Consider the following 25257-nt stretch of genomic DNA (forward strand, 5'->3'; position numbering starts at 1 on the left):
TAATTCAGCATATAAAATGAAAGACGAAGAAGACGATAACATAATTCCAAACGACGACGAGAATAATCAAGATGAAAACCTGACAGATGACAATCAGGATGAAGATGACGATGAGATTATCAACGTAGATGCTAAACATTTTGAAGGACAGCATTTTTACGAAAATCAGGAAGAAGAAGGAGAAGACGTTATTACCAAAGTAACCGGAATGTACAAAGACTGGTTTTTGGATTACGCTTCATACGTAATTCTGGAACGTGCAGTTCCTGCTATCGAGGACGGATTTAAACCTGTTCAGCGTCGTATTATGCACTCTTTAAAAGAGCTGGATGATGGTCGTTATAATAAAGTTGCCAATGTTGTAGGTCACACCATGCAGTATCACCCACACGGAGATGCAAGTATTGGTGACGCAATGGTACAAATTGGTCAAAAAGATTTGTTAATTGACTGCCAGGGAAACTGGGGAAATATTTTAACAGGCGATGGAGCTGCAGCTTCGCGTTATATTGAGGCACGTTTATCTAAATTTGCTTTGGAGGTTTTATATTCTCCAAAAATTACAGATTGGGGAGTTTCATATGATGGGCGTCGTGCAGAACCAAACAATCTTCCGGTAAAATTCCCATTGCTTTTAGCGCAAGGAGCAGAAGGTATTGCGGTTGGACTTTCTACAAAAGTACTGCCTCATAACTTCAATGAGTTAATTGATGCTTCGATCAAGATTTTAAAAGGGAAAGCTTTTACGCTTTATCCTGATTTTATGACGCAAGGTATTGCCGATGTGTCCAATTATAATGACGGACTTCGCGGCGGACGTGTGCGTGTACGTGCTAAAATTTCGCAATTAGATAAAAACACATTGGTAATTACACAGATTCCGTTTTCTACCAATACATCGACTTTAATTGATAGTATTTTGAAAGCCAATGATAAAGGTAAAATCAAAATCAAGAAAATTGAAGACAACACCGCTGCTGATGTTGAGATTTTAATTCATCTTTTTCCGGGCGTTTCACCAGATAAAACAATCGATGCATTGTTTGCTTTTACAGCCTGCGAAACATCTGTAGCGCCTTTAGGATGTGTTATTGAAGACAACAAACCATTGTTTATTGGAGTTTCTGAAATGTTGAAAATTTCAACACACAGAACCGTTGATTTACTTCGTCAGGAATTAGAGATTCAGTTAGAAGAATTAAAAAATAAATGGCATTTTTCTACTTTAGAAAAAATCTTCATTCGTGAAGAAATGTACATTGATTTCAAATTATATTCTGATAGAGAATCACTTTATAAATATTTATACGACCGATTTGAGCCTTTCAAAAAATCATTCGTCAGAGAAATTAACGACGATGATTTACAACGTTTGACTCAAATACCAATGATTCGTATTACTCGTTTTGACTCTGATAAGGCCGATGATTTTATCGCGAAGTTAGAAGACGAAATGAAAGAAGTAGAGCATAATCTGGAGCATTTAACAGATTTTGCAATTGCATACTTTACTAAATTAAAAGAGAAATACGGAAAAGGCCGCGAACGTCAGACTGAACTTCGTGTTTTTGATAATGTTGAGGCTACAAAAGTAGTTTTACGTAATACAAAACTGTTTGTAAACCGTGAAGAAGGTTTCGTAGGAACCAGTTTAAAGAAAGACGAATACGTTGCAGATTGTTCTGATATTGATGATGTAATTGTGTTTTTACGCGACGGAACATTGATGATAACAAAAGTCGATGCCAAAACATTTATTGGAAAAGATATTATACACGTTGCTGTTTTTGATAAGAGTGATAAACGTACCATCTATAATATGATGTACCGTGATGGTAAATCAGGTCCATCGTATATAAAACGTTTCAATGTTACCGGAGTAACGCGTGATAAAGCTTATGATTTAACAAACGGAACAAACGGTTCGCAGGTTGTTTATTTTTCACATAATCCAAACGGAGAAGCTGAGGTTGTAACGATATTATTGCGTCAGGTAGGAACAATCAAAAAATTGAAATTCGATATTGATTTTGCTAAACTAGCTATTAAAGGCCGTGCCTCGAAAGGAAATTTGGTAACAAAATATCCAATCAAGAAAATCGAATTAAAAGAAAAAGGAATTTCGACTTTACTGCCAAGAAAAGTTTGGTTTGATGATACCGTAAAGCGTTTAAATGTTGATGCCAGAGGTGAATTGTTAGGTGAATTTAAACCAAGCGATAAAATCTTAGTTATTAGCCAGACAGGTAAATTAAAAGTGATTATTCCGGAATTATCAACTCATTTTGAGGAAGATATGATTATTTTGGAGAAATGGAAACCTAAAAAACCAATTTCTGCTATTTATTATGATGGAGAAAAAGAGCGTTATTTCTTAAAACGTTTCCTTGTTGAAAATGAAGGTAAAGAAGAAAGCTTTATTACAGACCATCCAAATTCGCAATTAGAAATTGTCTCAACAGATTATCGTCCGGTGGCACAATTGGTTTTTGCGAAAGTAAAAGGAGTTCAAAAAGAAGATTTACATATTGATGTTGAAGACTTTATAGCTGTAAAAGGTTTTAAAGCTTTAGGAAATCAATTAACTACAGATAAACTAAAACAGGTTAATTTATTAGACCCGCTTCCTTACGAAGAGCCAGTCGAAGAAATCCCTGAAAAACCAGAAGTATCAGAAGATGATCCTGTAGAAACAGAATTAGATGACGATGGTCAAATAGGTTTGGTTTTAGACTAAAAATAAAAAAAACGTTAAGAATTTGATTTCTTAGCGTTTTTTTATTTCTAGCAGTAAAATTTACCCTAAAGCTATATTATTATAATTTATCATAGACTTCTTATTGCTATTCACCAGCCTAAATTTGTTTTCAAGAAAGAATTACAAATTAAAAAAGGAGAATGAAAAATAAATTGTTTTTTTTAATATTACTACTTTGTTCTTGTGCCGGTAAAGATGAATTGAATGGTTATATTTATGATTATGATACAGAGCGACCAATTAAAAACGTGCATATAAATATTAAAGGTGATACGACTCAAACAGACAGCACTGGTTATTTTAGTATCAAAGTAAAATCAAATTCACCTTATACAATATTCTTAGAACGAGAAGGATATGCTTCTAAAAAAATATACAGAAAGCCCGATTCTCTTGGAAAATTTAAAAAACAGAGTTTAAAAAATAATTCAATTTATTTAATAAATAAAGAAAGTGAATTTTCTAATAAAATTAATAATTAGTAAGCTTTGCTTATTTAAAAAGAGAATTCAAATTAACCTCTTTTTTCTCTCTCAACTTCTTCACAATTTTCAAAAACGCAATAGCAGTAATATAAGCATCACCCAAAGCAGTATGACGATCTTTTTTTGAAATATCAAATTTATCTGCAAGATCATCTAAGGTATAATGATCTTTTCGTTCAAACAAATGCGATTTGATCAAAGTTCTTTTGTATAAATAAGCCGTGTCTAAAGATTTGTTAGTAAGTTGAGGTAAATTATTTCTTTCGAGTGCTTTATTAATCATTGTAACATCAAAAATGGTATGATGTGCAATGATAATTGAATCTCCAAGAAAAGATAAAAATTGTTCTAAGGCCTCTAATTCAGAAGGACGTTTGATAATGAAATCTCTTAAAATCCCATGAATCTGAGCTGTCGATTTATCATAATGATCTTGTTCAAGATAAATCTCAAAACTATTTTGAATCGAGATTATTCCGTTTTGAAGAACCAATGCTCCAATACATAAAATGCGATCATTTTCATAATCAAATCCTGTAGTTTCAGTATCCAGAACAACAAATCGGGTTTCTTCGATTGTGATATTTTCATTGAAGAGATTTTCTTCTTTTTTCCAAAAATTAAATAAACCCATCGTTATACCAAATTTGAGATATTGAAACGTACAGAAATAAGTTCCTGAAGTTCTTTAATCGTTTTAAAAGTACGTTTCAGTTTAATCTTTTCCATTTTTGATAAACTTTCCAAAGCAATGAACTGTCCCGAATCGTGATGCAGAAGCCCTTGTTTTGTTCTAAATTTCAATAAAGCTTTAAACGAATAAGAACACGATAAATACAATTCTCTATTATTTGGTTCTAGTTCTGCCAGTTTCTCAAAACGTTCTGCCGTATTACTGATCGATTTAACCGAATGTGATAAAATTAAAACACGTGCAGCATCAGTTAAAGGCATTAAAGCTCTTCTTTTAATGTCAAAATTGTCTTTGTTTGCACCGTCTTGTTCAACTAAAAACTGTCTAAAAAAACCAGTAGGAGAAGGGCTTTGCAAAGCGCCGCTTACCAAGTGAACATAAAAAATAGGATTTGCTTTTACATTTTCAAAAATGGAATCTGACAATTGACTGACTATTTCAGCATCCCCATAAGTTTTACTGTAATCAAAGAAAATAAAAGAAAGTAAAACTTCATTTTTTCCCGGATTTGTAATCCAATGATGCACCTGACTTTTCCATTCATCCAGACTCATGCACCATTTTGGATTTGAAGCCATCATTTCGGCAGGGCAGTAATCGTAACCAATATCAAAAAGTCCTTTATTGACAAGCGCAGCAAATTTTAAAAAATAAATTCGTGTTTCATCTCTAAAAACTTCATTTACATTTTCATAAACAATTGCATTATCCTGATCGGTATGAAGCATTTGTTCGCCGCGTCCCTGACTGCCTAGTGCTAGCCATGCAAATTTAACCGGAGGCGGACTGCTCATTTTTTCTAAACAAATTTCGATAACACGTGTAGTGCAGGCTTCATTCAGTTCCGTTATGATTTTAGCAATCAAAGTCATCGGAATATTTTGGTCTAAATATCCCTGGAGTAATTGCATAATTCGGTTTCTGATAGGTTTTATTTCCTTTGTTTTTTTAGCTCTCTTTAAAGCTTTAATCAAAACAGCCGGATTATTTCCTAAAGCCACCATTACGTCATGTTTTGATAAAATTCCAACTGCTTTAGTATTAATAGTTCCGTCTTTGGTAAGACATAAATGGCTGATACTGCTTTTCATCATTGCCATTTGTGCTTCAGTAACGGTCATTTTTTTAGGATACGTAATAACGGGTTTCGTCATTATGGTTTCGGCAGTCGTAGTTATAGGGAAATCTCCGGTAACAATTTTATTGCGGAGATCTTTATCCGTCAAAATACCAATTGGAAGCATTTCATCTACAATTAAAATTGCGCCGACTTTTTTCTTATTCATGATCCTGGCAACTTCCTTAACTGTTGTTGACGGACTGCAGGTAACAATTTTTTTTGAATATTTAATTGGTGCTAAGTCAAATGAATCATTACTCGAATGTCGGTTTTCATTTAGCAAATCATCATCGCCATATAATTTATCTTTGTGAATATCTGAATACGGATTTCTAGTATTCGAAGCGTAACTTTCTATCAGGAAATTACCAACATTTCTATTTTCTAATGCATAAGGTTTAAAAACTGCGATTGGAATAGCATATAAAATGCTTTCTTCATGAGCTACAGCTTCCATAATATAATTTTCCTGTGCCAAAAGCGGACGCAATCCAAAAATATCACCTTCGTCACACATATCCAGAACCGTATTCTTTGTGCTTTTCTTTAAGGCAACTGCACCTTTATGAACTACATAAAAAGAATCATGTGTTTGATCATTTTCAGCAAAAATAACGGCGTCTTTATCTTTGTAAACAATTGAAATTTGCTCCGAAAGCTTTTCAAGATCCTTTGGATGCAGGAAATTAAAAGGTGGATAGTTTTTTAAAAAGTCGGCAACTCTTTGCGAAATGGTATTTTTCATTTGGTTAGATTAGAGTTCTAAAATACTATTTAAAATAGAAATGTAAAAGAAACACCTTTAATTATTTAAGTTTGCCACAAAGGCACCAAGCCACAAAGGAATTATAACTTTGAGTCTTAGTTTCTTTGTGGCATAAAAAAAAGCCCCAAATGGGACTTTAACTTTTACTCAACTTTGAAAACCTTACCGCGTTGTTTTTCTTCAGAACCTACCATTCCAAATTCAAACGTATAAGAATCTTTTGCAGTCGTTAAAATCTTCATGCTGATTGCTTTTTCCTCAGCCATATTTTTTGGATGCTTTTTCTGTAAAACATATTCGCAGTCGCTTACCCAGCGTATTATTGAAGTATCTGTTTTTCCGTCAAAAGTTTCAATTTCGATACTGTCTTTGCGTTCAAAAAAAGTAGTTTTTTTAACACCGTTTACTTCAAACTCGAATTTGAATTTTCCGGTTTTAAAATCTTTACAATTGTGTTCAGCGTTATAACAGGATACCAAAGCCAGTACCGGAAATAAGAATAGTATTTTTTTCATTTTAAATAAGTTGTTTTTTTAGGAGCTAATCCTGCTGTCCGCTATATCTTTTGTGGCGAACCCCGCCACAAAAGGATGCCGCTTCCATCAGGGCTAGAAAAATTTCGGATCAATTAAAAATAGTATTCCAATCGAGACAAAAATGATATTTAAGAAACATAGAAAAAATAAATTCCGCCTTCTATTTTTGTCAGCCTGCTCATCAGATAATTTTGTTCTGCAGAATTTAATTAAAATCCAGTACCAAAATCCTCCCATATTAGCATGATATTCGATCATTTCAATCTCTTTAATTCATCATCAGTAAAGTTCTTGATTTCTTTTTCTTTGGCAAACTTTTCGGCATTATAATTTCCCGATTTATTCTTCGGAATTGATAAGCTTTCCCAGGAACTCTTTTTTAATTGTTTGGCATAAAAAACAATCTGACCAACATGATACGGATAATGCGCCAGTTGTCTGTTTATGGCTTCAATAACAGTATGACCTTCATTTCGAATATAAATAATATCAGAAAGCTGCTCTGGTTTTAAACTATTCAAAGCATTTTCTAAACAATCCCAGCCTTTGTTCCAAATTTCCACAACTTCTTCTTTAGACTTTAAATAATTTTCAAACTCAGCATCACGATTTCTCCATTCTTTTTCGCCATCAGAAGTTAAAAAATCAGTCCAGCGTGAAAGCATATTGCCTGAAATATGTTTTATAATCGTTGCAATACTATTTGTATCTTCATTAACAGAAACAAAAAGCTGTTCAGGCTCTAATTGCTCAATTGCTTTTTCGCCAAGCATTTTATAATACAAAAATTGCTTTTTAACACTTTCTAAATAAGATTCATCAATTTTCATAAGCTGGAATTATTTGTTTTTTTGCCACGAATTCCACGAATTGTCACGAATTTTTTTATAGAAAATACTTAAATTTTAATTCGTGTAAATTTGTGGAATTCGTGGCTTTTTTTAAACAATTTTAATATCATATTTATCTAAAAGTCCAACAATTCCCTGAGTCGAAAATTGTGCTTTTCGCATCGCGTTGAATTCAGGATCGATTTTATAATTGTAAGCCGTTCTAAAGTCAACTGCGGCCAATTGTGTTTCATTAAAAATAGCGCCATCTAAATTACAATCATCAAAAACAGAACTTGTTAGATTTGTTCCAACAAAAGTTACTTCGCGAAGGGACGAATTTATAAACTTAGTTTTAGGCATTTTTTTATTTGAAAATATGGCATAATCCAGCGTACATTCTTCAAAATGAACCTGAAATAAGAAATCATCACATTCGTGAAAACCAATTCCGAGAAGTTTACAGTTTTTGAAAGTTACATTTTTTAAACTTGTTCCCGCCAAACTTGTCATTGAGAGATTGCAATCAATAAATTCGCAGTCAAGAAAACTATTAGAATTAAAATTACTATTAGAAAAATCACAGTTTTTAAAAACACAATCCTCAAACTCCCGATTGTTTATTTTTTTATCGATATAAATAACTTTCTCGAATGTTTTTTGAATGTGAATTATTTCTTCCATTGTGTTTTAGATAAGAATTTGAATTGTAGAGATGATCAAACCCGACAGGTTTTTAAAACCTGTCGGGTTTATTTAGACGATTTTTTAGTCATTAAACAAAGCTTTCATAATGATTCTCAGTCCTAAAAAAATCAAAAGCATAGAACTCAAACAAGCTACAATTCCAATTCCGAGAACTAAATAATGCCAATTAGTATGCTGATTCATAAATGCATTATAAATCAGTGACGGCCCAAGAAACATCAAAGGCAAAGCGCCTGTTAAATACTTAATTCCTTTTCCTAATAGTTGTTTGTTTGTACTCATTTGTTTTGTTTCAAGTCTTTTTTGTTTCAGGTTCATCGCAATTTTGTCATTTCGAGGAACGAGAAATCGCACAAGAAACTCCGTAATCTACATCTCCAATCTTTGTCGATTTACGAGTGCGATTTCTCGTTCCTCGAAATGACAAACTGGAGCAGAAAACCTTTATTTATTATAATTATCAACAGCATTCCTAACGCTGCCGTATTTCTTCAATAATTCAGAAGCCTCTTCATAGGAAACTGGAATTTCTCCCATAATCATTTTAACCCCGCGATCAACCAGTTTGATATTACTCAACTGCATATCGACCATTTTGTTTCCTTTTACTTTTCCTAGCTGAATCATCGCTGCGGTCGAAATCATGTTTAAAACCAGTTTCTGAGCAGTTCCGGCTTTCATTCTCGAACTTCCGGTAACAAATTCTGGCCCGACTACAACTTCAACAGGGAATTTTGCTGTCAGCGCCAGCGGACTTCCCGCATTATTGGTAATACAGCCCGTTAAAATATTATTTTGATTACAAGTTTCTAAACCGCCAATAACATACGGAGTAGTTCCTGAAGCTGCAATTCCTATAACAACATCATTTGCACCAATATTATGTGCTTGTAAATCAATCCAGGCTTGTGTTGCGTTGTCTTCGGCATTTTCTACTGCGCGGCGAATTGCAGTGTCGCCGCCAGCAATAATTCCGTTTACTAAATCAAACGGAACTCCAAAAGTAGGAGGACATTCTGAGGCATCTACAACGCCTAAACGTCCAGATGTTCCTGCACCGATATAAAATATTTTCCCGCCAAGTTTTAGTTTAGCAACAACTTGAGCTACTAAAGCTTCAATTTGCGGTATTGCTTTTTCTACAGCATTAGGAACAGTTTTGTCTTCGTTATTAATATTAGTCAGCAGCTCGTGAACTGACATTTTTTCTAAATGTTCGTATTTTGAAGATTGTTCGGTTGTTTTTGTAAAGGTCATTTTTTGTCGAAATAGTTATCCTCCAAAATTAAACTTTTTTATTCCAAATCAGGAAAAATTGAAAGACAAACTCGTTATCATTTTTAAACTTTTTTCATTGGTTTTATTTCTCTTGAAATAATTTCAAAACCTTGCTAAATGAACTAAAATATTATATTTGTTAAATATTAAAAGATAAATGGATAAATTAGATTTATTGCAGGGGATTGGCAAAATCTCCGTTTTTGTTTCTTTATTGCTTGCCTTTTTTTTATTTACGGTCAAAACAGAGAATAAATTGGCAAACCGCTTATTTGCTTGGTTTTTTATTTTTTCGGCTATTGACCTAAGTGGTTTTTTCATTGATGCAAGTACTCGCAGAGAATTAAATTTTGAGATTTTTAGATCGACAACCTGTTTGTTTGAAATGCCTTTGTTTTATCTTTTTGTATTGGCTGTCTGTTATTCTGATTTTAGGTTGAAATGGAAACATTTAGTTCATTTACTGCCTTTTATAATTGTCAATTTAGTTTTTATTCCGAGGATTTATCTGAGCGTAGATGTAGATAAAGACACTTTCGCTTCGGGGCTTAATTTAATGCCGGAGATTTACTTTATCCAGATTTTAGTAGAATGTCAATATGTATTTTATATTGTATCTGTGTTTTTGATTGTGAAAAAGTACAGAGAAATCTATTTAGAAAATTATGCAAATGCAAGCACAGCGACTTACAAATGGCTTTTTCAAATTACATGCGTATTTCTAACGGCACATATTATTGTAGCATTAAAAAATTTATTGCGTTACAGTGGTTTCAGTGAAATATTTCTGTGGGCAAATGTTCTTGTTGGAACGATAGCTTTATGCATCACTTGTTGGTTTATAATGAAAGCTTTAAATCATCCTGAACTTTTTAGAGGTGTTAATTCAAAACTGAAACTGACCAAAGACATTCTGCCAAAAGTTGAAGAAAAACCAGAATTGGTAAATGCTCAAAACGATTTGATCAACACTCAAATAACAACTTTGAAACAATATATGACCGAGAAAGAACCTTTTCTTGATCCGTCGCTTACCATTCAGGAATTGGCCAATCAAATTGATATTCCGGTTCGGGATTTATCAATTTTGATTAATCATCAAATGGATCAGCATTTTTTTGATTTTGTAAATGAATATCGCATTCAAAAAGCCATGCATATTCTAAAAGATGAATCTAAAAGCCAGCTTACGGTTCTGGAAATTTTATACGAAGTTGGTTTTAACTCTAAATCTTCGTTTAATACTTCTTTCAAAAAATACACCAATTTAACGCCTACAGCTTATCGAAACGCTTCATAATAAGTAGTTTGTAAAAAGTCGTACTTCGTGCTTAATAAAGTCGAACCAATTTCCGGATTAGAAATTGGTTCGACTTTTTTTTGTCGGTCGCGTATGGAGATTTTCTAAGGCAACTTTGCTTCAAATTAATCGAAACAAGTTTAAAAATTAGAAATCATGAAAAAAACAAACCTCCTTATCTTTTTATTATTGCCTTTATTTTGTTTAGCACAATCATCATTTAAATTGAAAGGAAACATAACCAGCGAAACAACTTCATTAGAATGGGCAGATGTTTCCATCTTAAATTCTGAAGGAAAAATTATTGAGGGAGCGACAACTAAACAAGATGGTCATTTTGAGTTCAATCTTAAAAAAGGATTTTATAAAATAGGAATCAATCTTTTGGGATTTACAGATTATGAAAAAGAAATTACAATTGAAAAGGATACTGATTTGGGAATAATTATTTTGAAAGAAAGCGCAACTAATTTAGTAGAAGTTGTTATTCAGTCAAAAAAGAAAACAGTTGAGCAGAAAATTGATCGTTTGGTTTACAATCCTGAAAATAATGTTACAACGGTTGGCGGCGACGCTTTAAGCGCTATTAATACGGCGCCTGGAGTTGTGGTAAAAAACGACATGATTACGATTTTAGGAAAAGGAACTTCGAGAGTTATGATTGACGGAAGAATGATTGAATTGGCAGGCGAGGAATTGAATAACTTTTTAAAATCTATTTCGGCAGGTGATATTAAAAATATTGAAATTATAAGTAATCCGCCGGCAAAATATGATGCTGAAGGAACTGGAGGATTGATTAATATTATAATGAAAAAAGGTGTTCGCGATTCTTGGAAAAACACCACTACGGTTTCTTACGATCAAAATAAATTTGAGATTTTTACTTTAAGGGATAACTTCTTTTACAATAAAAATAAGTTTAGATTTTCTGCGAGTATTAACGGAAAATCAGGTTATTTGAATGCGACAGATGATTTGAAAATGTATTTTCCTGATGGACTTTCTCATATGTACAGTAAAACAAAAGTAAAAAACGAAAACCTTTCGGGGAAACTGGCTTTGGATTATGATCTTTCTGAGCGTACAACGATTGGTATTCAATATTTAAATGACAGAAATAATCCAGATTTTAGATCAGATATCAGAATTGATAATTATAACAATCAAAATCAATTGGATTATGTTACACTGAATAATAGTTTCACAGATAAAGGATCGAAAAATCAAACTTATAATGCGCATTTAATTACCAAACTAGATTCTTTAAAAAGGAAATTATCTGTTGATGTGGATTATTTTAACTACAGTTCAAAATTTGACAGAAATTTTGTTGCCAATAATTATACGCCAGATATGACTTTTGTTGATGTAAATCAGTCGGGACAAAATATCTCGAATCAGGATATTGATAACTGGAGTTTTAAGGCCGATATGGAACATCCGTTTCAAGCGTTGAATTTATCTTATGGCGCCAAAATGAGTTTTACAAATAGTGTAAGCGATGTATTTTATTATAATACAATTTCGGGAACTCCAGAATTAGATCTGAATCAATCTAACCGATTTAAATACACCGAAAATAATCAGGCAGTTTATATTAATGGAGATAAACAAATTGGTGAAAAATGGAATTTTCAAATGGGATTAAGATTAGAAAATACGCAGACAAATGGTTTTTCTGAAACAATGAATCAGGAAACAGTCAATAATTATTTGAAATTATTTCCAACCGTTTATGCTTCTTACAAGAAAAATGAAAACAATACTTTTAGCTTAAATTACGGAAAAAGAATCAACAGACCTCGTTTTGATTTACTGAATCCGTTTAAGGTTTATATTAATAGTAATAGTTATTCTGAAGGAAATCCATTTTTAAGACCTTCATTTAGTGATAATTTTGAGTTTGCTCATTCTTATAAAGAAATCCTGAGAACTAGTGTTTTTGTTAATGTAGTTACAAATGGTTATGGTGTTTTGTTTACTGCAAATCCTGAAACGAATACACAGGTTGTAACGCGTGAGAATTATTTTAAAAACTTAAATTATGGTATTGGAGAAAGCTATTCGGCCAATTTTACAAAATGGTGGTCAAGTGAAAATTCATTGTACTTTTTGGGAGCAAAAACAGATTTTATAAAAGATTTAGATGCAACGCCGTCAAACAGTTTGCAAATTGATTTCTCTACAAATAATACTTTTGTTTTAGGAAAAACTTCTAAACTTCAAATTGATTTTAGTTATAGCACGCCTTTTAAAAGCGGTTTATATGAAATTGGATATACTTCTAGTTTTGATATTGGTTTTAAACAGGATTTGTTTAATAAAACGATGCAGATTGCATTTTTGGCAAATGATATTTTTAATACGTCTTATTTAAAAGATTTTACTTCGGTTGTAAATGGGGTAAAACAAGTTTACAATGAAAATCAGAGTAATAGATTCGTTCGTTTGTCTGTGGTTTACAATTTTGGAAATAAGAAGATAAATGTAAAAGAACGCGCTTTTGGAAACCAGGATGAGAAAAAGAGAACGGGGAATTAATTGTTAATTATGAGTTATTAATTATGAATTATGAATTTTGATATTGTAAAACCTGAAACCTGAAACTTGAAACATGAAACTTCTTTTGCGTGAGGGATAGGAGCAGGCTACCGAAGTAGCGCGGATAGCCCGGCAGTATTTAAGAAAAGGCCCAATGAACGCAAAGTTGATTGGGCCTTTTCTTAAATACTGACACGCCCTAATTATAAGAAGAATGCCAATAGAATTCCCAGAACGATCATGGATACTTTAGCTACATTAAATTTGTGTCCTTCGCTAATTTCAAAAATAATTGTTGAGGAGATATGGAATAAAATACCAATTACGATTGCTGTTATTTCGGTATAATAATCGTTTAAAATAGGGAGATATTCAGATGCTACGGTTCCAAGCGGCGTCATGATGGCAAAAGTCAGCATGAAAGCAAAAATGGCTTTTTTGTTTAAATCGGCATTAATGAAAAATGTCGTTAAAATCACGGCAATTGGTAAATGATGAATTGCAATTCCTACGGCTAAATCATGATGATGACTTACCGGAAAACCTTCTAAAAAGGCATGAATACAAAGGCTTATAAATAAAAGCCATGGAATTTGCGACATTTTTGCGTGACCGTGTACATGACCGTGTTCAGCACCTTTGGAGAAAAATTCCAAAACGATCTGAAACAGAATCCCGACCATTATAAACAAACCAATTTTATGATTGTGAGAACTGTAAACTTCTGGCAGCAGATGCATTACGGTTAACGATAACAAAAATGAACCGCTAAATGCGAGTAGTAATTTTAAATTGGTTTTGTTGGTTGGTTTTAAAAACAAAGCCACACTATATCCTAAAAGTACAGAAAATAAGGGTAATAAATAGTTCATTTTTGTTTAATCGTTTTTTGTTGTTTAATCGTTTAATCGTTGAATTTGTTTAATCGGTTTGACGGTTAAACAAATAAACGGTTTACCAATTAAACCTATTTAAAAATCATGATTAATCTTTCGCTTTCGGTTTTATGGAATTTTTTGAGTTTGTAATCTCCAAAAATATCTAAAAGATAAATTCCTGCTTCATCCATTAAATCCTGAAAATCTTTCAAAGTCAGGGCTTTTACTTTTTCGGTAAAATGAAATTTTCTGCCTTGGTCTTCAAAATCAATTTCTTTAAAAATATGGCCGTCTTCAACGTATCTTTTGATGTGAAAATCAATTCCGTCAACAGTTTTAACCTCTTGAGGAACCAAAGTTTCAATTACTTGATTTACATTCATAAAATCAATAACGGCAAATCCATATTCAGATAAACTTTCTCTGATGGCTTTAAGAGTTGTCAGGTTATCATCGTCATTTTCGAAGTAACCAAAACTTGTAAAAAGGTTAAAAATAGCATCGAATTTTTCTTCAAAAGGTTCGCGCATATCGTGCACTTTAAAGTGAAGATGTTCGTTACTGTTTTTAGTGGCTTCGGCAATACTGTTTTCAGATAAATCAGCACCTAAAACATTAAAACCTAATTGATTCAGATAAATAGAATGACGTCCTTTTCCGCAGGCTAAATCAAGCACTTTTGCTTTTTCAGGCAGATTTAGATAATGCGTTAAGTTGTCCATGAAAATCTGAGCTTCTCTATAGTTTCTATCCTTGTACAGAATGTGATAATATGGAGTATCAAACCATGATGTAAACCAGTTTTCGGTATTTCTATCCTGATTTGGTGTTGATGAGTTGGGTGCGTCAGACATTTATTCTATTTCAATTAATATAAAGTACCGCAAATTTAGTGTATTTTTGCCGAAAAATAACTATTTCGCGAGGATACCTAAATAAACGTTATCATCTGTATGTGATTGGAGTTGTTTTTTAATACAAAAATAAAGATGGAAGAAAATTTTAGAATGATAGCCAAATGTTTTTTTGGCTTTGAGGAGATATTAGAACAGGAATTGCGTGCGCTTGGGGCTCAGGATGTTGAAAAAGGAGTGCGAATGGTTAGTTTTAAAGGAGATAAAGGTTTTATGTACAAAGCTAATTTATCGCTTAGAACGGCACTAAAAGTTCTTAAACCTATTTACTCTTTTAGAGCTAATAATGAGCAGGCATTATATAAAGGAATTTCGGGAATAAACTGGTCTAAGTTATTGAATGCCAATCAAACTTTTGTGATTGATGCTACGGTGCATTCGACTTATTTTAACCATTCTGAATTTGTTTCTCAAAAATGTAAAGATGCGATTGTTGACCAATTTAGAGAGAGAACGGGACAAAGACCAAGTATTGATAAACAATATCCGGATTTGAGAATCAATGTTCATATTGATAAAGATCAGGTTTCGGTTGCGTTAGATACTTCAGGAAATTCATTGCATCAGCGTGGTTATAGAACGGCAACGAATATTGCGCCTATAAACGAGGTTTTGGCAGCTGGAATTTTATTATTATCAGGCTGGGAAGGACAAAGTCACTTTTTAGATCCAATGTGCGGTTCTGGAACTTTCCTTGCCGAAGCGGCGATGATTGCCTGCAATATTCCGGCAAATATTAACCGTAAAGAGTTTGCCTTTGAAAAATGGAAAGACTGGGACAATGATTTATTTGATCAGATTGTAAACAGTTTGATGAAGAAAACCAAAGAGTTTCATTACACTATAAAAGGTTTTGATAAAGCGCCAAGTGCGGTAAGCAAAGCTAAAGATAATATCAAAAATGCGAATCTGGAAGATTATGTAACGATTGAAGATAATAACTTTTTTGACAGCGAAAAAGCGGTTGAAGGAAAACTTCACGTTGTGTTTAACCCGCCGTATGATGAACGTTTAGATATTCACATGGAAGAATTCTACAAAAACATTGGAGATACTTTAAAGAAAAATTATCCGGGAACAAATGCCTGGTTCATCACAGCAAATCTTGAAGCTTTAAAATTTGTTGGATTAAAACCGTCAAGAAAAATCAAACTTTTTAACGGAAGTCTTGAAGCACGTTTGGTAAAATACGAAATGTACGAAGGAAGTAAGAGAACGAAATTTCAAGTTTCGGAATAGTAACAAAGGGACAAAGGTTCAAAGGAACAGAGGTTTAAAAACTTTGTCCCTTTGAACCTTTGTAACTCTGAACCTCAAAAAAGAAAAAAATGACAAAACTACAAGTAAGAGCTTTTCTATACCAATTAGGAAGTTTCGCGATTCTATTTATTTTAGGAAGATTTATAATTGCAGAATATACAGGATTAACCGGAATCTGGATTCCGATGACGTCGTTTGTTGCGGCAACTATTATTGCGCCTAAATTTCAGGCTGTGAAGACAAAAGACGGCGAAAAACTTTTTATGAAATGGATTTTTATAAAAGGGATTAGAGTTATTGGATAAATTTTTAAAATCAGCAATATGAGGAAAATTGGACTTATTGGCGGTATAAGCTGGGTTTCGACTACAGATTATTACAAACTTATAAATCTGGGAATTAACGAAAAGCTGGGAGGTTTAAACTTCTCTGAATGTTTGGTATATTCTTTTAATTATGCTGATATTAAAAAGAATAATGACAATAATGATTGGGATTCTACTTTTAAGATGCTTTTTAAAGGCTGCGAATTTTTAAAATCGGGCGGGGCAGAAGCTATTATTTTATGTGCTAATACGATGCATTTAATTGCAGATAAACTTCAGGAAGCGATCGATTTACCTGTTATTCATATTGCGGTTGAAACTGCGGTTGAAATTCAAAAGAAGCAATTAAAAAAGGTTGGTTTATTGGGAACTAAGTTTACAATGGAATTGGACTTTTTTAAAGATAAACTGGCTGCACAAGGTATCGAAGCTATAATTCCAACCAGCGAAAATGATAAAGATTTTATTCATTATACGATTTTCGAAGAATTGGGAAGAGGAATTGTAACGGATGAAATGAAAAAACGTTATATAGAAATTGCTAACGAACTGATTCAGAACGGTGCAGAAGGAATTATTTTAGGTTGTACCGAAATTCCTTTAGTAATAAAAGAAGGAGATTTGTCAGTTCCCATTTTTGATACAACTTTAATACACGCAAAAGCGGCTGTTGAATTTCAGTTGTCTTAAATAAGTATAAAAAAAGCCACGAATTCGTGGCTTTTATTTTTGTAAAAATTATTTCTTTTTAGGAGCTTGTTTCTGAATTTCAGGCACGATTACCTTTTTCTTGTAAATAGGGATGAAGTAAGAAACGGTATAGTTAAAACCTACACCAAAACTTCCGTCATAAGTTCTGTTGAAACCCGGAATATAAAGGTTATCAAAGCCCGAAGGTTTATTGTTCATCACCAAAAGCTTCAACTGAACGCCAAAACCTACGAATAGATTATCAAAAACTTCTGCTTTAATTCCTCCAGCAACTTCAAGCCATGCAGCACTTAAACCGCTGTTTTTTTGATTTGCTTCAATTGAAGGTTTTTCTCCCCAATACGGATTTGAATTGTAAATTTTATAGCTGTTTAAGTCTTGGCTGAAAGAACTGAAACCACCTCGTAAACCAATTGTAATAAGGTTTTCCATATCAAGCCAGTTGTCATACAAATTGTAATCAAAACCTCCTTTAATATAGGTTCCTGTCGCTGTAGAGTTTAATCTGTCGTCATCAGTAGTTTTGTCTTCAAAACCCAATTCGGCAGCTAAATAGTATCTTTTTGTTAAACGCCAGTCACCGGTAAATTCTACACCTTTATAATCCTTGTCATAAAAACCTCTGGTTAATTTGTACAAATCAACACCTACACGCAAACCGTAACGGTCTGTTTTAGGCGGAACAATAGTGTCTGCCTTAACTTCCTGAACCGCAGGTTTTGCTGTTTTAGCTTTTGGTTTTTCGGTAACTATTGGTTTTGTTGTTGTCGAATCTTTGATTTCCTGAGCATGTCCCAAAAGCATTGCAAAAACGAAACAAAGACTAAAATAATATTTCAAGGTGTGTTTCATTTTCCAGTTCAATGTTACGGGTTTTTAAATTTAAAGTCTTCATCCAAACGCCATCTCCTGTATCAGGATCATCTGTACGTATATAGCCAGAAGTATTAGGTATCTCAGTAGTTTGCTCGTTAAGCATAAAAATGGTTTTAAAACCACAAGCTCTGGATACATATGAAGTTTGACGTGTATAGTTGAATGTTATGATATCGCTGTTTGTGACATCCGGATTTGGATCATCAGAGTCTAATATAAATTTATAACCGGTGATATCTTCATCAATTTTTAGCGGTATAGAAATAGTATTTCCGTTTGCCAGATATTTTGTTGTAGTTGTACCACTTTCATTAAAAACAATTCCGTTAGGATCAGCGCCCGGGCCAATACCAATAACTCTTAAATTGGTTACACTTCTTGGTGTAGACGGATCTGCACTGCTGTAAAATTTAATTACTAATCTTGGAGTAGTAGGTGTGTTTGCGTCGCAGATATCATCTTTCTCACAGCTGGATAAACCAAATGTAAAGACTAATAAAAGAGAAATTATTTTTTTCATCTAGCGTTTTATAATTATCGAAGTTCTAAAAGTACAACATTTTCAACATGATGCGTCTGCGGAAACATATCAACCGGACGTACGCGGGTAACTTTGTATTTTTCGTCCATTAAGGCTAAATCACGTGCTTGTGTTGCAGAGTTACAACTCACATAAACTACTTTTTTTGGAGCAATTTTTAAAATCTGATCAATTACGGCAGCATGCATTCCGTCTCTCGGCGGGTCTGTAATAATAACATCAGGTTTTCCGTGTTGTGCAATAAAAGCTTCATTGAATACCACTTTCATGTCTCCAACAAAAAACTCACAATTCGTAATATTATTGCGTTCAGCGTTTGCTTTAGCGTCTAAAATTGCTTCTGGAACACTTTCTACACCAATTACTTTTTTTGCTTTTTTAGAAACAAACTGCGCAATAGTTCCCGTTCCTGTATATAAATCGTAAACAGTTTCTTCTCCTGTTAATCCTGCATAATCACGAGTTATTTTGTATAATTCGTAAGCCTGATCTGAGTTAGTCTGGTAGAAAGATTTAGCATTGATGCTAAATTTTAAACCTTCCATTTCTTCTAAGATATAATCTCTTCCTTTATAAAGCTTAATATCCTGATCGTAAATCGTATCGTTTTGTTTCGCATTTACCACATATTGTAAAGAGGTAATCTGCGGAAATTTTTCGTATAAATGATCTAAAACCAATTCGCAGTTTGCTTTATCATTTTCAAAAAACTGAATCAAAACCATGATTTCGCCAGTCGAAGCCGTACGAATCATTAGAGTTCTTAATAATCCGGAATGTTCTCTCGGATTAAAAAACGCTAAATTATGTTCGTTAGCAAATTCCCTAATTTCATTTCTAATGGCATTTGAAGGATCTTCTTGTAAATGACATTTTTCGATGTCAAGAATTTTATCCCACATTTTCGGAATATGAAATCCTAAAGCATTTCTGTTTCCTAAATCTTCTGTGCTTCCAATTTCTTTTTCAGTTAACCAACGGCTGTTAGAAAACGAAAATTCCATTTTATTTCTGTAGAAAAATTGTTTATCTGAACCTAAAATAGTTTCAAATTCCGGTAATTCAACTTTTCCAATACGCTGTAAATGATTTTTTACCTCGTTTTGTTTGTAATACAGCTGCTGGCTGTATTTCATGTTTTGCCATTTACATCCGCCGCAAACACCAAAATGATCACAGATTGGATCAATACGATGTTCTGATAATTCGTGAAATTTCACGGCTTTTCCTTCGTAGTATGCTTTTCTTTTTTTGAATGTTTGTACATCAACAACATCGCCAGGAACGACATTCGGAATAAAGATTACTTTTCCGTCAGGAGCTTTTGCTACTGAGACTCCTTTTGCTCCGGCATCAAGAACCTGAATTTGATGAAAGACAACTTTGTCTGTATTTTTTCTTCCCATAGCGCAAAAATAAGGGTTTGTAAACTTTTACAAATTTTATTTTCAAAATATTTTATCAAATTGTGTAATTTACTAGTTTAATAAACTTTAAAAGTTAACTTTGTTCCTGATATTCAGCCCCAAGCTACAATATATTATCAATAGTTTTGTTATGTTTTTATGAAGTTGTATCATAATCTTTCACAAATTAGCTTTTTGAAAAAAAGTTATGCGTTAAAATTTTTATTTGTCGCTTTTATAGGAATACATATTCCATTAATTGGAATTTTATTTTTTGTTCTTTTTTTCGAACACACTATCTCACCAGCATCGATTCTGATTTTTTCATTAATAATGACATTATTAGCAACCGTTGTAACCCTTATAGTTTTAAAACAGCTGATACGACCTATTTCTATTGCTTCACGATCATTAGATGATTATAGAAATAAAAGAAGATTATCAATTCTACCAACAGAATATACTGATGAAGCCGGACTTTTAATGTGCAATATTCAGGAATCGATTTATGAAGCTGAAAGTTTTATAAATGAAAAGCAGGATTTAATTTACATGCTTTCACACGATTTAAAAAACTTTGCCGGAAATCCGCAAGGTTTGGCGAAATTAATCTTAAGCGAAAATCCGTCAGAATCTGTTAAACATTTGGCCGATTTAATTTGTGAATCGACTAATTTGCAATTCCGATACATCGAAAACTTCATTAAACTATTAAAAGAACAAGATCAGGTTCTGAAAGTAAATCAGGAAACTAAAACTATTTATTTTGAAAATATTCTTCCTTTTATCAATGAACAGGTTGAACAGCGATTAATAGATAAAAATATAGTTTTGAATTTAAGTGTCGAAACCTACGAAGCTAAACTTTGGATTGATGAAGGTTTGCTGGTTCAGGTTTTGGTAAATTTAATTAGTAATGCGATTAAGTTTTCTTATTTTGACAGTGATATTAAAGTCAGAATTTATAAAGAAGATTCAAATCTTGTTATTACTGTTGCAGATAGAGGAATTGGTTTTGATAAAAATCAGATGGAAGAATTATTTAAAAAATTCACCAAAATGAGCCGTTTAGGAACTGCTAACGAATCCTCAACCGGAATCGGACTTTATTTATGCAAAAAAATTATCGAAAAAAATAAAGGCCGATTAAATGCCATAAGTGAAGGCAAAAATAAAGGTGCTGAGTTTAGGATTGAATTTGAGATCTAAGTTTCTAAGGTTCTGAGATACTAAGATGCTGAGCTTTTTCTTTTTGAACTTAATTTTTTTGCTCATCCATTAATTCTTCATCATCTCTTTCGCGGGAAAGAATTAAAAGACATACAATTTTTAAATAGAAACTTATATTTTTCATAGTTATGATTTGGTTAGTTTTTTGTTATGAAGATGTTAGTTTTTTAAAATGGTTGCGCGAATAAACGAAAAAAATATCCTACTATATAATATTTTATGCAAAGAAGAGAACTTTAAGCTTATATAAAAGCTGTTTAAAGATATTTAAGCAATAAAATAGGGTAGATGTATAAAAAAAGGGAAGTTTTATTTAAATAAAACTTCCCTTTTTTTGAGATTATTCATTTATGTTTTACCAAAGATGATGTACGTCTTGCTTTATATACTTTTCGTAAATTTTATTCATTTCAGAAATTTTCTCCGAACTTAATTTTGGTAAATCATATACTGATAAATTAGAAAGTACATGACTTTCTTTTGAAGCTCCGGGAATAATACAACTAATTTCATTGAAACTCAAAATCCATTGCAAAGCAATAGGAGCAAGGTTTGCAGTTTCAGGAAATAAAGCTTTTAATTCTTCAACGGCTTTTAAACCTAAATCATAATCGATTCCGGAAAAAGTTTCGCCTTTATCAAAAGCATCTCCGTTTCTGTTGAAATTTCTATGATCTTGTGCGTCAAAAGTGGTTTTTGCATCAAATTTACCCGTTAAAAGTCCGCTTGCAAGAGGAACTCTCGCAATGATTCCAATATCTTTCTTTTTGGCTTCTGAGAAAAATAATTGTGACGGACGCTGACGAAATAAATTGAAAATAATCTGAACCGTTGTTACATTCGAATATTCGATTGCTTTTAAAGCTTCTTCGACTTTTTCGACACTCACGCCTAAATTCAAAATTTTGCCCTGATCTTTCAATCGGTCAAACATTTCGAAAATTTCAGGTCGGTAATACACTTCCGTAGGCGGACAGTGCAGCTGAATCAAATCTAAAGTTTCTAATCCGGTTCTTTTAAGACTGTCTTCAACAAATTTCTGAAGTACTTTAGGCTGATATCCATCATTCACATGCGGATTAATCTGACGTCCGCATTTTGTCGCAACGTAAATACGTTCAGAACGAGAACGAACTACTCGTCCAACAGCAGTTTCACTTAATCCGTTTTCATAAACATCGGCAGTATCGATGAAGTTTACGCCGTTGTCAATTGCCGTGTTGATAAGTTCATCAGCAGTTTTATCATTAAATCCCGAACCCCATTTTCCCCCAACCTGCCAAGTTCCAAGTGAGATTTCAGATATATTAAAGTTTGTTTTTCCTAGTTTTCTGTAAAGCATTTTCTTTTTAGTTACAAAGGTTCATAGTTACAAAGTTGCAAAGGTTTTTTGTAGAGGCGCACAGCAGTGCGTCTTATAGGGAGTTATAAGCTGTTGTAACCAGTTTATAAAAACGTAGTTGCGCTAACCCTTTGTCCCTTTGAACCTTTGTCACTTTGTCCCTCTTTTTAATCAAATAAATCCGAAGACAAATATCTATCACCGCGATCGCAGATAACGGCAACTATAACTCCAGATTCTAATTGCTCAGCGATTTTAAGGGCTACGGCAACAGAGCCGCCGCTGCTCATTCCGGCAAAAACACCTTCTTCAAGCGCTAATCTTTTAGTCATTTCGCGTGCTTCTTCTTCGCTGACATCTATAACAGTATCTACTTTTGAAGCATCAAAAATTTTAGGTAAATATTCCTGAGGCCATTTACGAATTCCCGGAATTTGAGAACCGTCGCTTGGCTGTGCACCAATAATTTGAACAGCAGGATTTTTTTCTTTTAAATAAGTCGAAGTTCCAATGATAGTTCCTGTAGTTCCCATTGCCGAAACAAAATGCGTTACAGTTCCATCAGTATCATTCCAAATTTCTGGGCCTGTGGTTTTATAATGCGCTTTCCAGTTGTCGTCATTCGCAAACTGATTTAACATGATATAACCGCCTTCTGCCACTTTTTTGTCGGCATAATCCCTTGAACCAATAATTCCTTCTTCAGCAGGCGTTAAAATAACTGTAGCACCATACGCACGCATCGTTTGTGTTCTTTCTTTTGTAGAATCTTCAGGTAAAATTAATTCTATCTCTATTTGAAACAATTGAGCAATCATCGCAAGCGCAATTCCGGTATTGCCGCTTGTTGCCTCAATTAATTTATCTCCTTTTTTAATTTCTCCTCTTTCAAGAGCTGCGGCAATCATATTGTATGCCGCTCTGTCTTTTACACTTCCGCCGGGATTATTTCCTTCCAGTTTCAGTAAAAGCTTAACGTTTTTATTCTTAACCAAATTGACGGTTTCCATTAATGGAGTATTTCCAATTAGGTTTAGTAACTTCTGTGGACCCATTTTATTTTTTTTCTTTTATTTTAACTTCTGTTGTGGTGGTATTCAATACAATCGAATCTTCGGGAATTGATTTAGTAATCCATGAATTACCGCCAATAATACTGTTTTTTCCAATAATGGTTTCGCCTCCTAAAATCGTAGCATTGGCATAAATACAAACATTTGCTTCAACGGTTGGATGTCTTTTCGCATTTTTCATGTCTTTACTTACACTCAAAGCTCCAAGTGTCACACCCTGATAAATCTTAACATGTTTTTTAATAACGCTCGTCTCGCCAATAACAATTCCTGTAGCGTGATCTATAAAAAATGGCGAAGCAATATCGGCACCGGCATGAATATCAGTTCCGGTAATTCGATGCGCATATTCGCTCATTAATCTTGAAAAAAGCAATAAATCTAGCTGATACAATTCGTGGCTTAATCTGTAAATGGCAATGGCATAAAAGCCCGGATAAGCTAAATAAACTTCATCGATGCTGTTTGATGCAGGATCATTTTCAAGAATATATTCGGCATCCTGATTTAATTTTTCTAAAACGCCCGGAAGTTTTGCCACAAATTTGTCCCAAATTGATTCGCATAAATTTTGAGGTTTTTTGCAGGCTAAAACGGCTATTTCTTTAAAGCGGATTTCAAGTTCATCGATACTTTCGTCAAGAGCCGCATTTGAATCAAAAAGAGTGTAAAAAAGCTTCTCGGTAAAATCTTCAGTTTTGGTTTTGATACCGTAGTTTATATTTGAATGGCTTTTAAGAGCCTTAATATTTTGTATGATATTGTCTTTAGTCACAATAGTAAAATTGAGTGGATATTTTAAAACGTTAAAAGTAAGGCGTTTTTTGTAAATAAGGACATGATTTAACTAAAGAAATTTTGCTTTCAGAATTGTATTTGTGATAAATAAAAGATTAATAATTGGTTATATTTTATATGATTCTTAAGAAGTTAATTGTGTAAATTAGCGGTTAAAATCCACAAAAATGAAAAATAATTCAACTTTTAAAAGTTCGATTTCTGATATTTCTTTTCCCGAAAGTGAGAAAATTTCCGGTAATTCCATCCACGATCCTATTTTAGGTCTTATTATAAAAGATCATCCTTCGTTTTGCGACGATGACAGTATTTCGGTTCAGGAATTGAATGAATACCGTCAAAAATATATTTCTAATTATTTATCGACTGAAATTGGAACCCTTTCGGATCTTGAAAAAAGTGTTATTTCTTCTTTAAAAGAAGATAAATCAATTGTAAGTATTGTTGAAGATGAAGATGAAAAAAGAAGTTTCGGACAAAGAATAGCTGATAAAGTGGCAGATTTTGGCGGAAGCTGGACTTTTATTATTTCGTTTGTGGCTTTTATTGTCGTTTGGATTGGCTCGAATGTTTATTTTTTATTGGATAAAGGTTTTGATCCGTATCCGTTTATTTTATTGAATTTGATTTTATCCTGTATCGCTGCACTTCAGGCGCCCGTAATTATGATGAGTCAAAATCGTCAGGAAGAAAAAGACCGAAACCGTGCCAAAAAAGATTATATGATTAACCTGAAATCTGAATTGGAAATAAGAATGATTCACGATAAAATTGATCATTTAATTATGCACCAGCAGCAGGAATTAATCGAAATTCAGAAAGTTCAAATCGAGATGATGAATGATATTTTAAATCAGATTAAGAAATAAAGAGTTCTAAATTA

The 25257-nt window shown here is 33.1% G+C and carries 24 protein-coding genes; 9 read left to right on the forward strand and 15 right to left on the reverse strand.

Going from position 1 to position 25257, the window contains the following annotated elements:
• Nucleotides 1-16: 16 nt before the first annotated feature.
• Both B3C18_RS24275 and B3C18_RS24280 read left to right on the forward strand, forming a co-directional pair.
• Nucleotides 17-2737 (forward strand): DNA gyrase/topoisomerase IV subunit A, encoded by a 2721-nt coding sequence (locus B3C18_RS24275; RefSeq protein WP_291152941.1) that lies wholly within the window; start codon nt 17-19, stop codon nt 2735-2737.
• A gap of 161 nt (nt 2738-2898) precedes the next feature.
• Nucleotides 2899-3240, forward strand: coding sequence for a carboxypeptidase-like regulatory domain-containing protein (locus B3C18_RS24280; RefSeq protein ID WP_291152944.1), 342 nt, complete (start codon nt 2899-2901; stop codon nt 3238-3240).
• A 10-nt stretch (nt 3241-3250) separates the two neighbouring features.
• Here the strand turns inward: B3C18_RS24280 and B3C18_RS24285 are convergent, their stop codons facing one another.
• The 7 genes from B3C18_RS24285 to murQ form a co-directional block, all read right to left on the reverse strand.
• Nucleotides 3251-3877: a 3'-5' exonuclease gene (locus B3C18_RS24285; RefSeq protein ID WP_291152946.1), complete on the reverse strand. Its 627-nt coding sequence runs from the start codon at nt 3875-3877 to the stop codon at nt 3251-3253.
• A gap of 2 nt (nt 3878-3879) precedes the next feature.
• On the reverse strand, nt 3880-5802 hold the full coding sequence (locus B3C18_RS24290) for a DUF294 nucleotidyltransferase-like domain-containing protein (RefSeq protein ID WP_291152949.1): 1923 nt from the start codon (nt 5800-5802) through the stop codon (nt 3880-3882).
• A gap of 164 nt (nt 5803-5966) precedes the next feature.
• Nucleotides 5967-6338, reverse strand: coding sequence for a DNA topoisomerase IV (locus tag B3C18_RS24295; protein WP_291152953.1), 372 nt, complete (start codon nt 6336-6338; stop codon nt 5967-5969).
• A gap of 275 nt (nt 6339-6613) precedes the next feature.
• On the reverse strand, nt 6614-7189 hold the full coding sequence (locus B3C18_RS24300; RefSeq protein ID WP_291152956.1) for a DUF1572 family protein: 576 nt from the start codon (nt 7187-7189) through the stop codon (nt 6614-6616).
• Nucleotides 7190-7300: 111 nt separating this feature from the next.
• The gene (locus B3C18_RS24305) at nt 7301-7873 is read right to left on the reverse strand and encodes a pentapeptide repeat-containing protein (RefSeq protein WP_053473659.1); all 573 of its coding nucleotides are present in this window, start codon (nt 7871-7873) and stop codon (nt 7301-7303) included.
• Between the two features lie 84 nt (nt 7874-7957).
• Complete coding sequence (locus tag B3C18_RS24310) at nt 7958-8179, reverse strand: DUF6095 family protein (protein ID WP_053473765.1); 222 nt, start codon at nt 8177-8179, stop codon at nt 7958-7960.
• Nucleotides 8180-8341: 162 nt separating this feature from the next.
• Entirely contained in the window at nt 8342-9154 is an 813-nt protein-coding gene (gene murQ / locus B3C18_RS24315; protein ID WP_291152962.1) for an N-acetylmuramic acid 6-phosphate etherase, read from the reverse strand.
• Nucleotides 9155-9332: 178 nt separating this feature from the next.
• On the opposite strand from murQ, the gene B3C18_RS24320 reads away from it, so the two are divergent.
• Together B3C18_RS24320 and B3C18_RS24325 are read left to right on the forward strand one after the other, a co-directional pair.
• On the forward strand, nt 9333-10475 hold the full coding sequence (locus tag B3C18_RS24320; RefSeq protein ID WP_291152966.1) for a helix-turn-helix domain-containing protein: 1143 nt from the start codon (nt 9333-9335) through the stop codon (nt 10473-10475).
• 156 nt (nt 10476-10631) lie between these two features.
• The gene (locus tag B3C18_RS24325; RefSeq protein WP_291152968.1) at nt 10632-13019 is read left to right on the forward strand and encodes a TonB-dependent receptor domain-containing protein; all 2388 of its coding nucleotides are present in this window, start codon (nt 10632-10634) and stop codon (nt 13017-13019) included.
• Nucleotides 13020-13222: 203 nt separating this feature from the next.
• On the opposite strand, the gene B3C18_RS24330 is transcribed toward B3C18_RS24325, so the two are convergent.
• Together B3C18_RS24330 and B3C18_RS24335 are read right to left on the reverse strand one after the other, a co-directional pair.
• Complete coding sequence (locus B3C18_RS24330; protein WP_291152972.1) at nt 13223-13891, reverse strand: ZIP family metal transporter; 669 nt, start codon at nt 13889-13891, stop codon at nt 13223-13225.
• Between the two features lie 95 nt (nt 13892-13986).
• A complete protein-coding gene (locus B3C18_RS24335) occupies nt 13987-14751 on the reverse strand; it encodes a class I SAM-dependent methyltransferase (RefSeq protein ID WP_291152976.1) in 765 nt (254 codons plus the stop codon).
• A 135-nt stretch (nt 14752-14886) separates the two neighbouring features.
• On the opposite strand from B3C18_RS24335, the gene B3C18_RS24340 reads away from it, so the two are divergent.
• The 3 genes from B3C18_RS24340 to B3C18_RS24350 all read left to right on the forward strand — a co-directional run bounded on the left by B3C18_RS24340 (nt 14887) and on the right by B3C18_RS24350 (nt 17087).
• Complete coding sequence (locus B3C18_RS24340) at nt 14887-16050, forward strand: THUMP domain-containing class I SAM-dependent RNA methyltransferase (RefSeq protein ID WP_291152979.1); 1164 nt, start codon at nt 14887-14889, stop codon at nt 16048-16050.
• 89 nt (nt 16051-16139) lie between these two features.
• Complete coding sequence (locus B3C18_RS24345) at nt 16140-16376, forward strand: hypothetical protein (protein ID WP_053473652.1); 237 nt, start codon at nt 16140-16142, stop codon at nt 16374-16376.
• A gap of 18 nt (nt 16377-16394) precedes the next feature.
• Entirely contained in the window at nt 16395-17087 is a 693-nt protein-coding gene (locus tag B3C18_RS24350) for an aspartate/glutamate racemase family protein (RefSeq protein ID WP_291152981.1), read from the forward strand.
• Between the two features lie 48 nt (nt 17088-17135).
• Here the strand turns inward: B3C18_RS24350 and B3C18_RS24355 are convergent, their stop codons facing one another.
• From B3C18_RS24355 to rlmD, 3 genes are read right to left on the reverse strand one after another with little or no spacing between them, the layout of a single operon-like run.
• Nucleotides 17136-17960 carry a DUF6048 family protein gene (locus tag B3C18_RS24355; RefSeq protein WP_291152984.1) on the reverse strand — a complete coding sequence of 275 codons (825 nt, stop codon included), beginning with the start codon at nt 17958-17960 and terminating at the stop codon, nt 17136-17138.
• Complete coding sequence (locus tag B3C18_RS24360; protein WP_291152987.1) at nt 17932-18504, reverse strand: DUF6452 family protein; 573 nt, start codon at nt 18502-18504, stop codon at nt 17932-17934. The genes B3C18_RS24355 and B3C18_RS24360 overlap by 29 nt, the downstream gene beginning before the upstream one ends.
• Before the next feature lie 14 nt (nt 18505-18518).
• Nucleotides 18519-19931, reverse strand: a complete 1413-nt coding sequence (gene rlmD, locus B3C18_RS24365; protein WP_291152990.1) for a 23S rRNA (uracil(1939)-C(5))-methyltransferase RlmD — start codon at nt 19929-19931, stop codon at nt 18519-18521.
• Between the two features lie 333 nt (nt 19932-20264).
• On the opposite strand from rlmD, the gene B3C18_RS24370 reads away from it, so the two are divergent.
• The gene (locus B3C18_RS24370) at nt 20265-21140 is read left to right on the forward strand and encodes a sensor histidine kinase (RefSeq protein ID WP_291152994.1); all 876 of its coding nucleotides are present in this window, start codon (nt 20265-20267) and stop codon (nt 21138-21140) included.
• Between the two features lie 376 nt (nt 21141-21516).
• On the opposite strand, the gene B3C18_RS24375 is transcribed toward B3C18_RS24370, so the two are convergent.
• The 3 genes from B3C18_RS24375 to epsC form a co-directional block, all read right to left on the reverse strand.
• The gene (locus B3C18_RS24375; protein WP_291152997.1) at nt 21517-22503 is read right to left on the reverse strand and encodes an aldo/keto reductase; all 987 of its coding nucleotides are present in this window, start codon (nt 22501-22503) and stop codon (nt 21517-21519) included.
• 167 nt (nt 22504-22670) lie between these two features.
• Nucleotides 22671-23558, reverse strand: coding sequence for a cysteine synthase CysM (cysM, locus tag B3C18_RS24380; RefSeq protein WP_291153001.1), 888 nt, complete (start codon nt 23556-23558; stop codon nt 22671-22673).
• Between the two features lies 1 nt (nt 23559).
• Complete coding sequence (gene epsC, locus B3C18_RS24385) at nt 23560-24351, reverse strand: serine O-acetyltransferase EpsC (protein WP_291153003.1); 792 nt, start codon at nt 24349-24351, stop codon at nt 23560-23562.
• 190 nt (nt 24352-24541) lie between these two features.
• Here epsC and B3C18_RS24390 point away from each other — a divergent pair, with 190 nt between their 5' ends.
• Nucleotides 24542-25243, forward strand: coding sequence for a DUF1003 domain-containing protein (locus B3C18_RS24390; RefSeq protein ID WP_291153006.1), 702 nt, complete (start codon nt 24542-24544; stop codon nt 25241-25243).
• Nucleotides 25244-25257 lie beyond the last annotated feature (14 nt).

Origin of the sequence: Flavobacterium sp. UBA7680 (assembly GCF_002482975.1) — a bacterium.
GTDB lineage: Bacteria > Bacteroidota > Bacteroidia > Flavobacteriales > Flavobacteriaceae > Flavobacterium.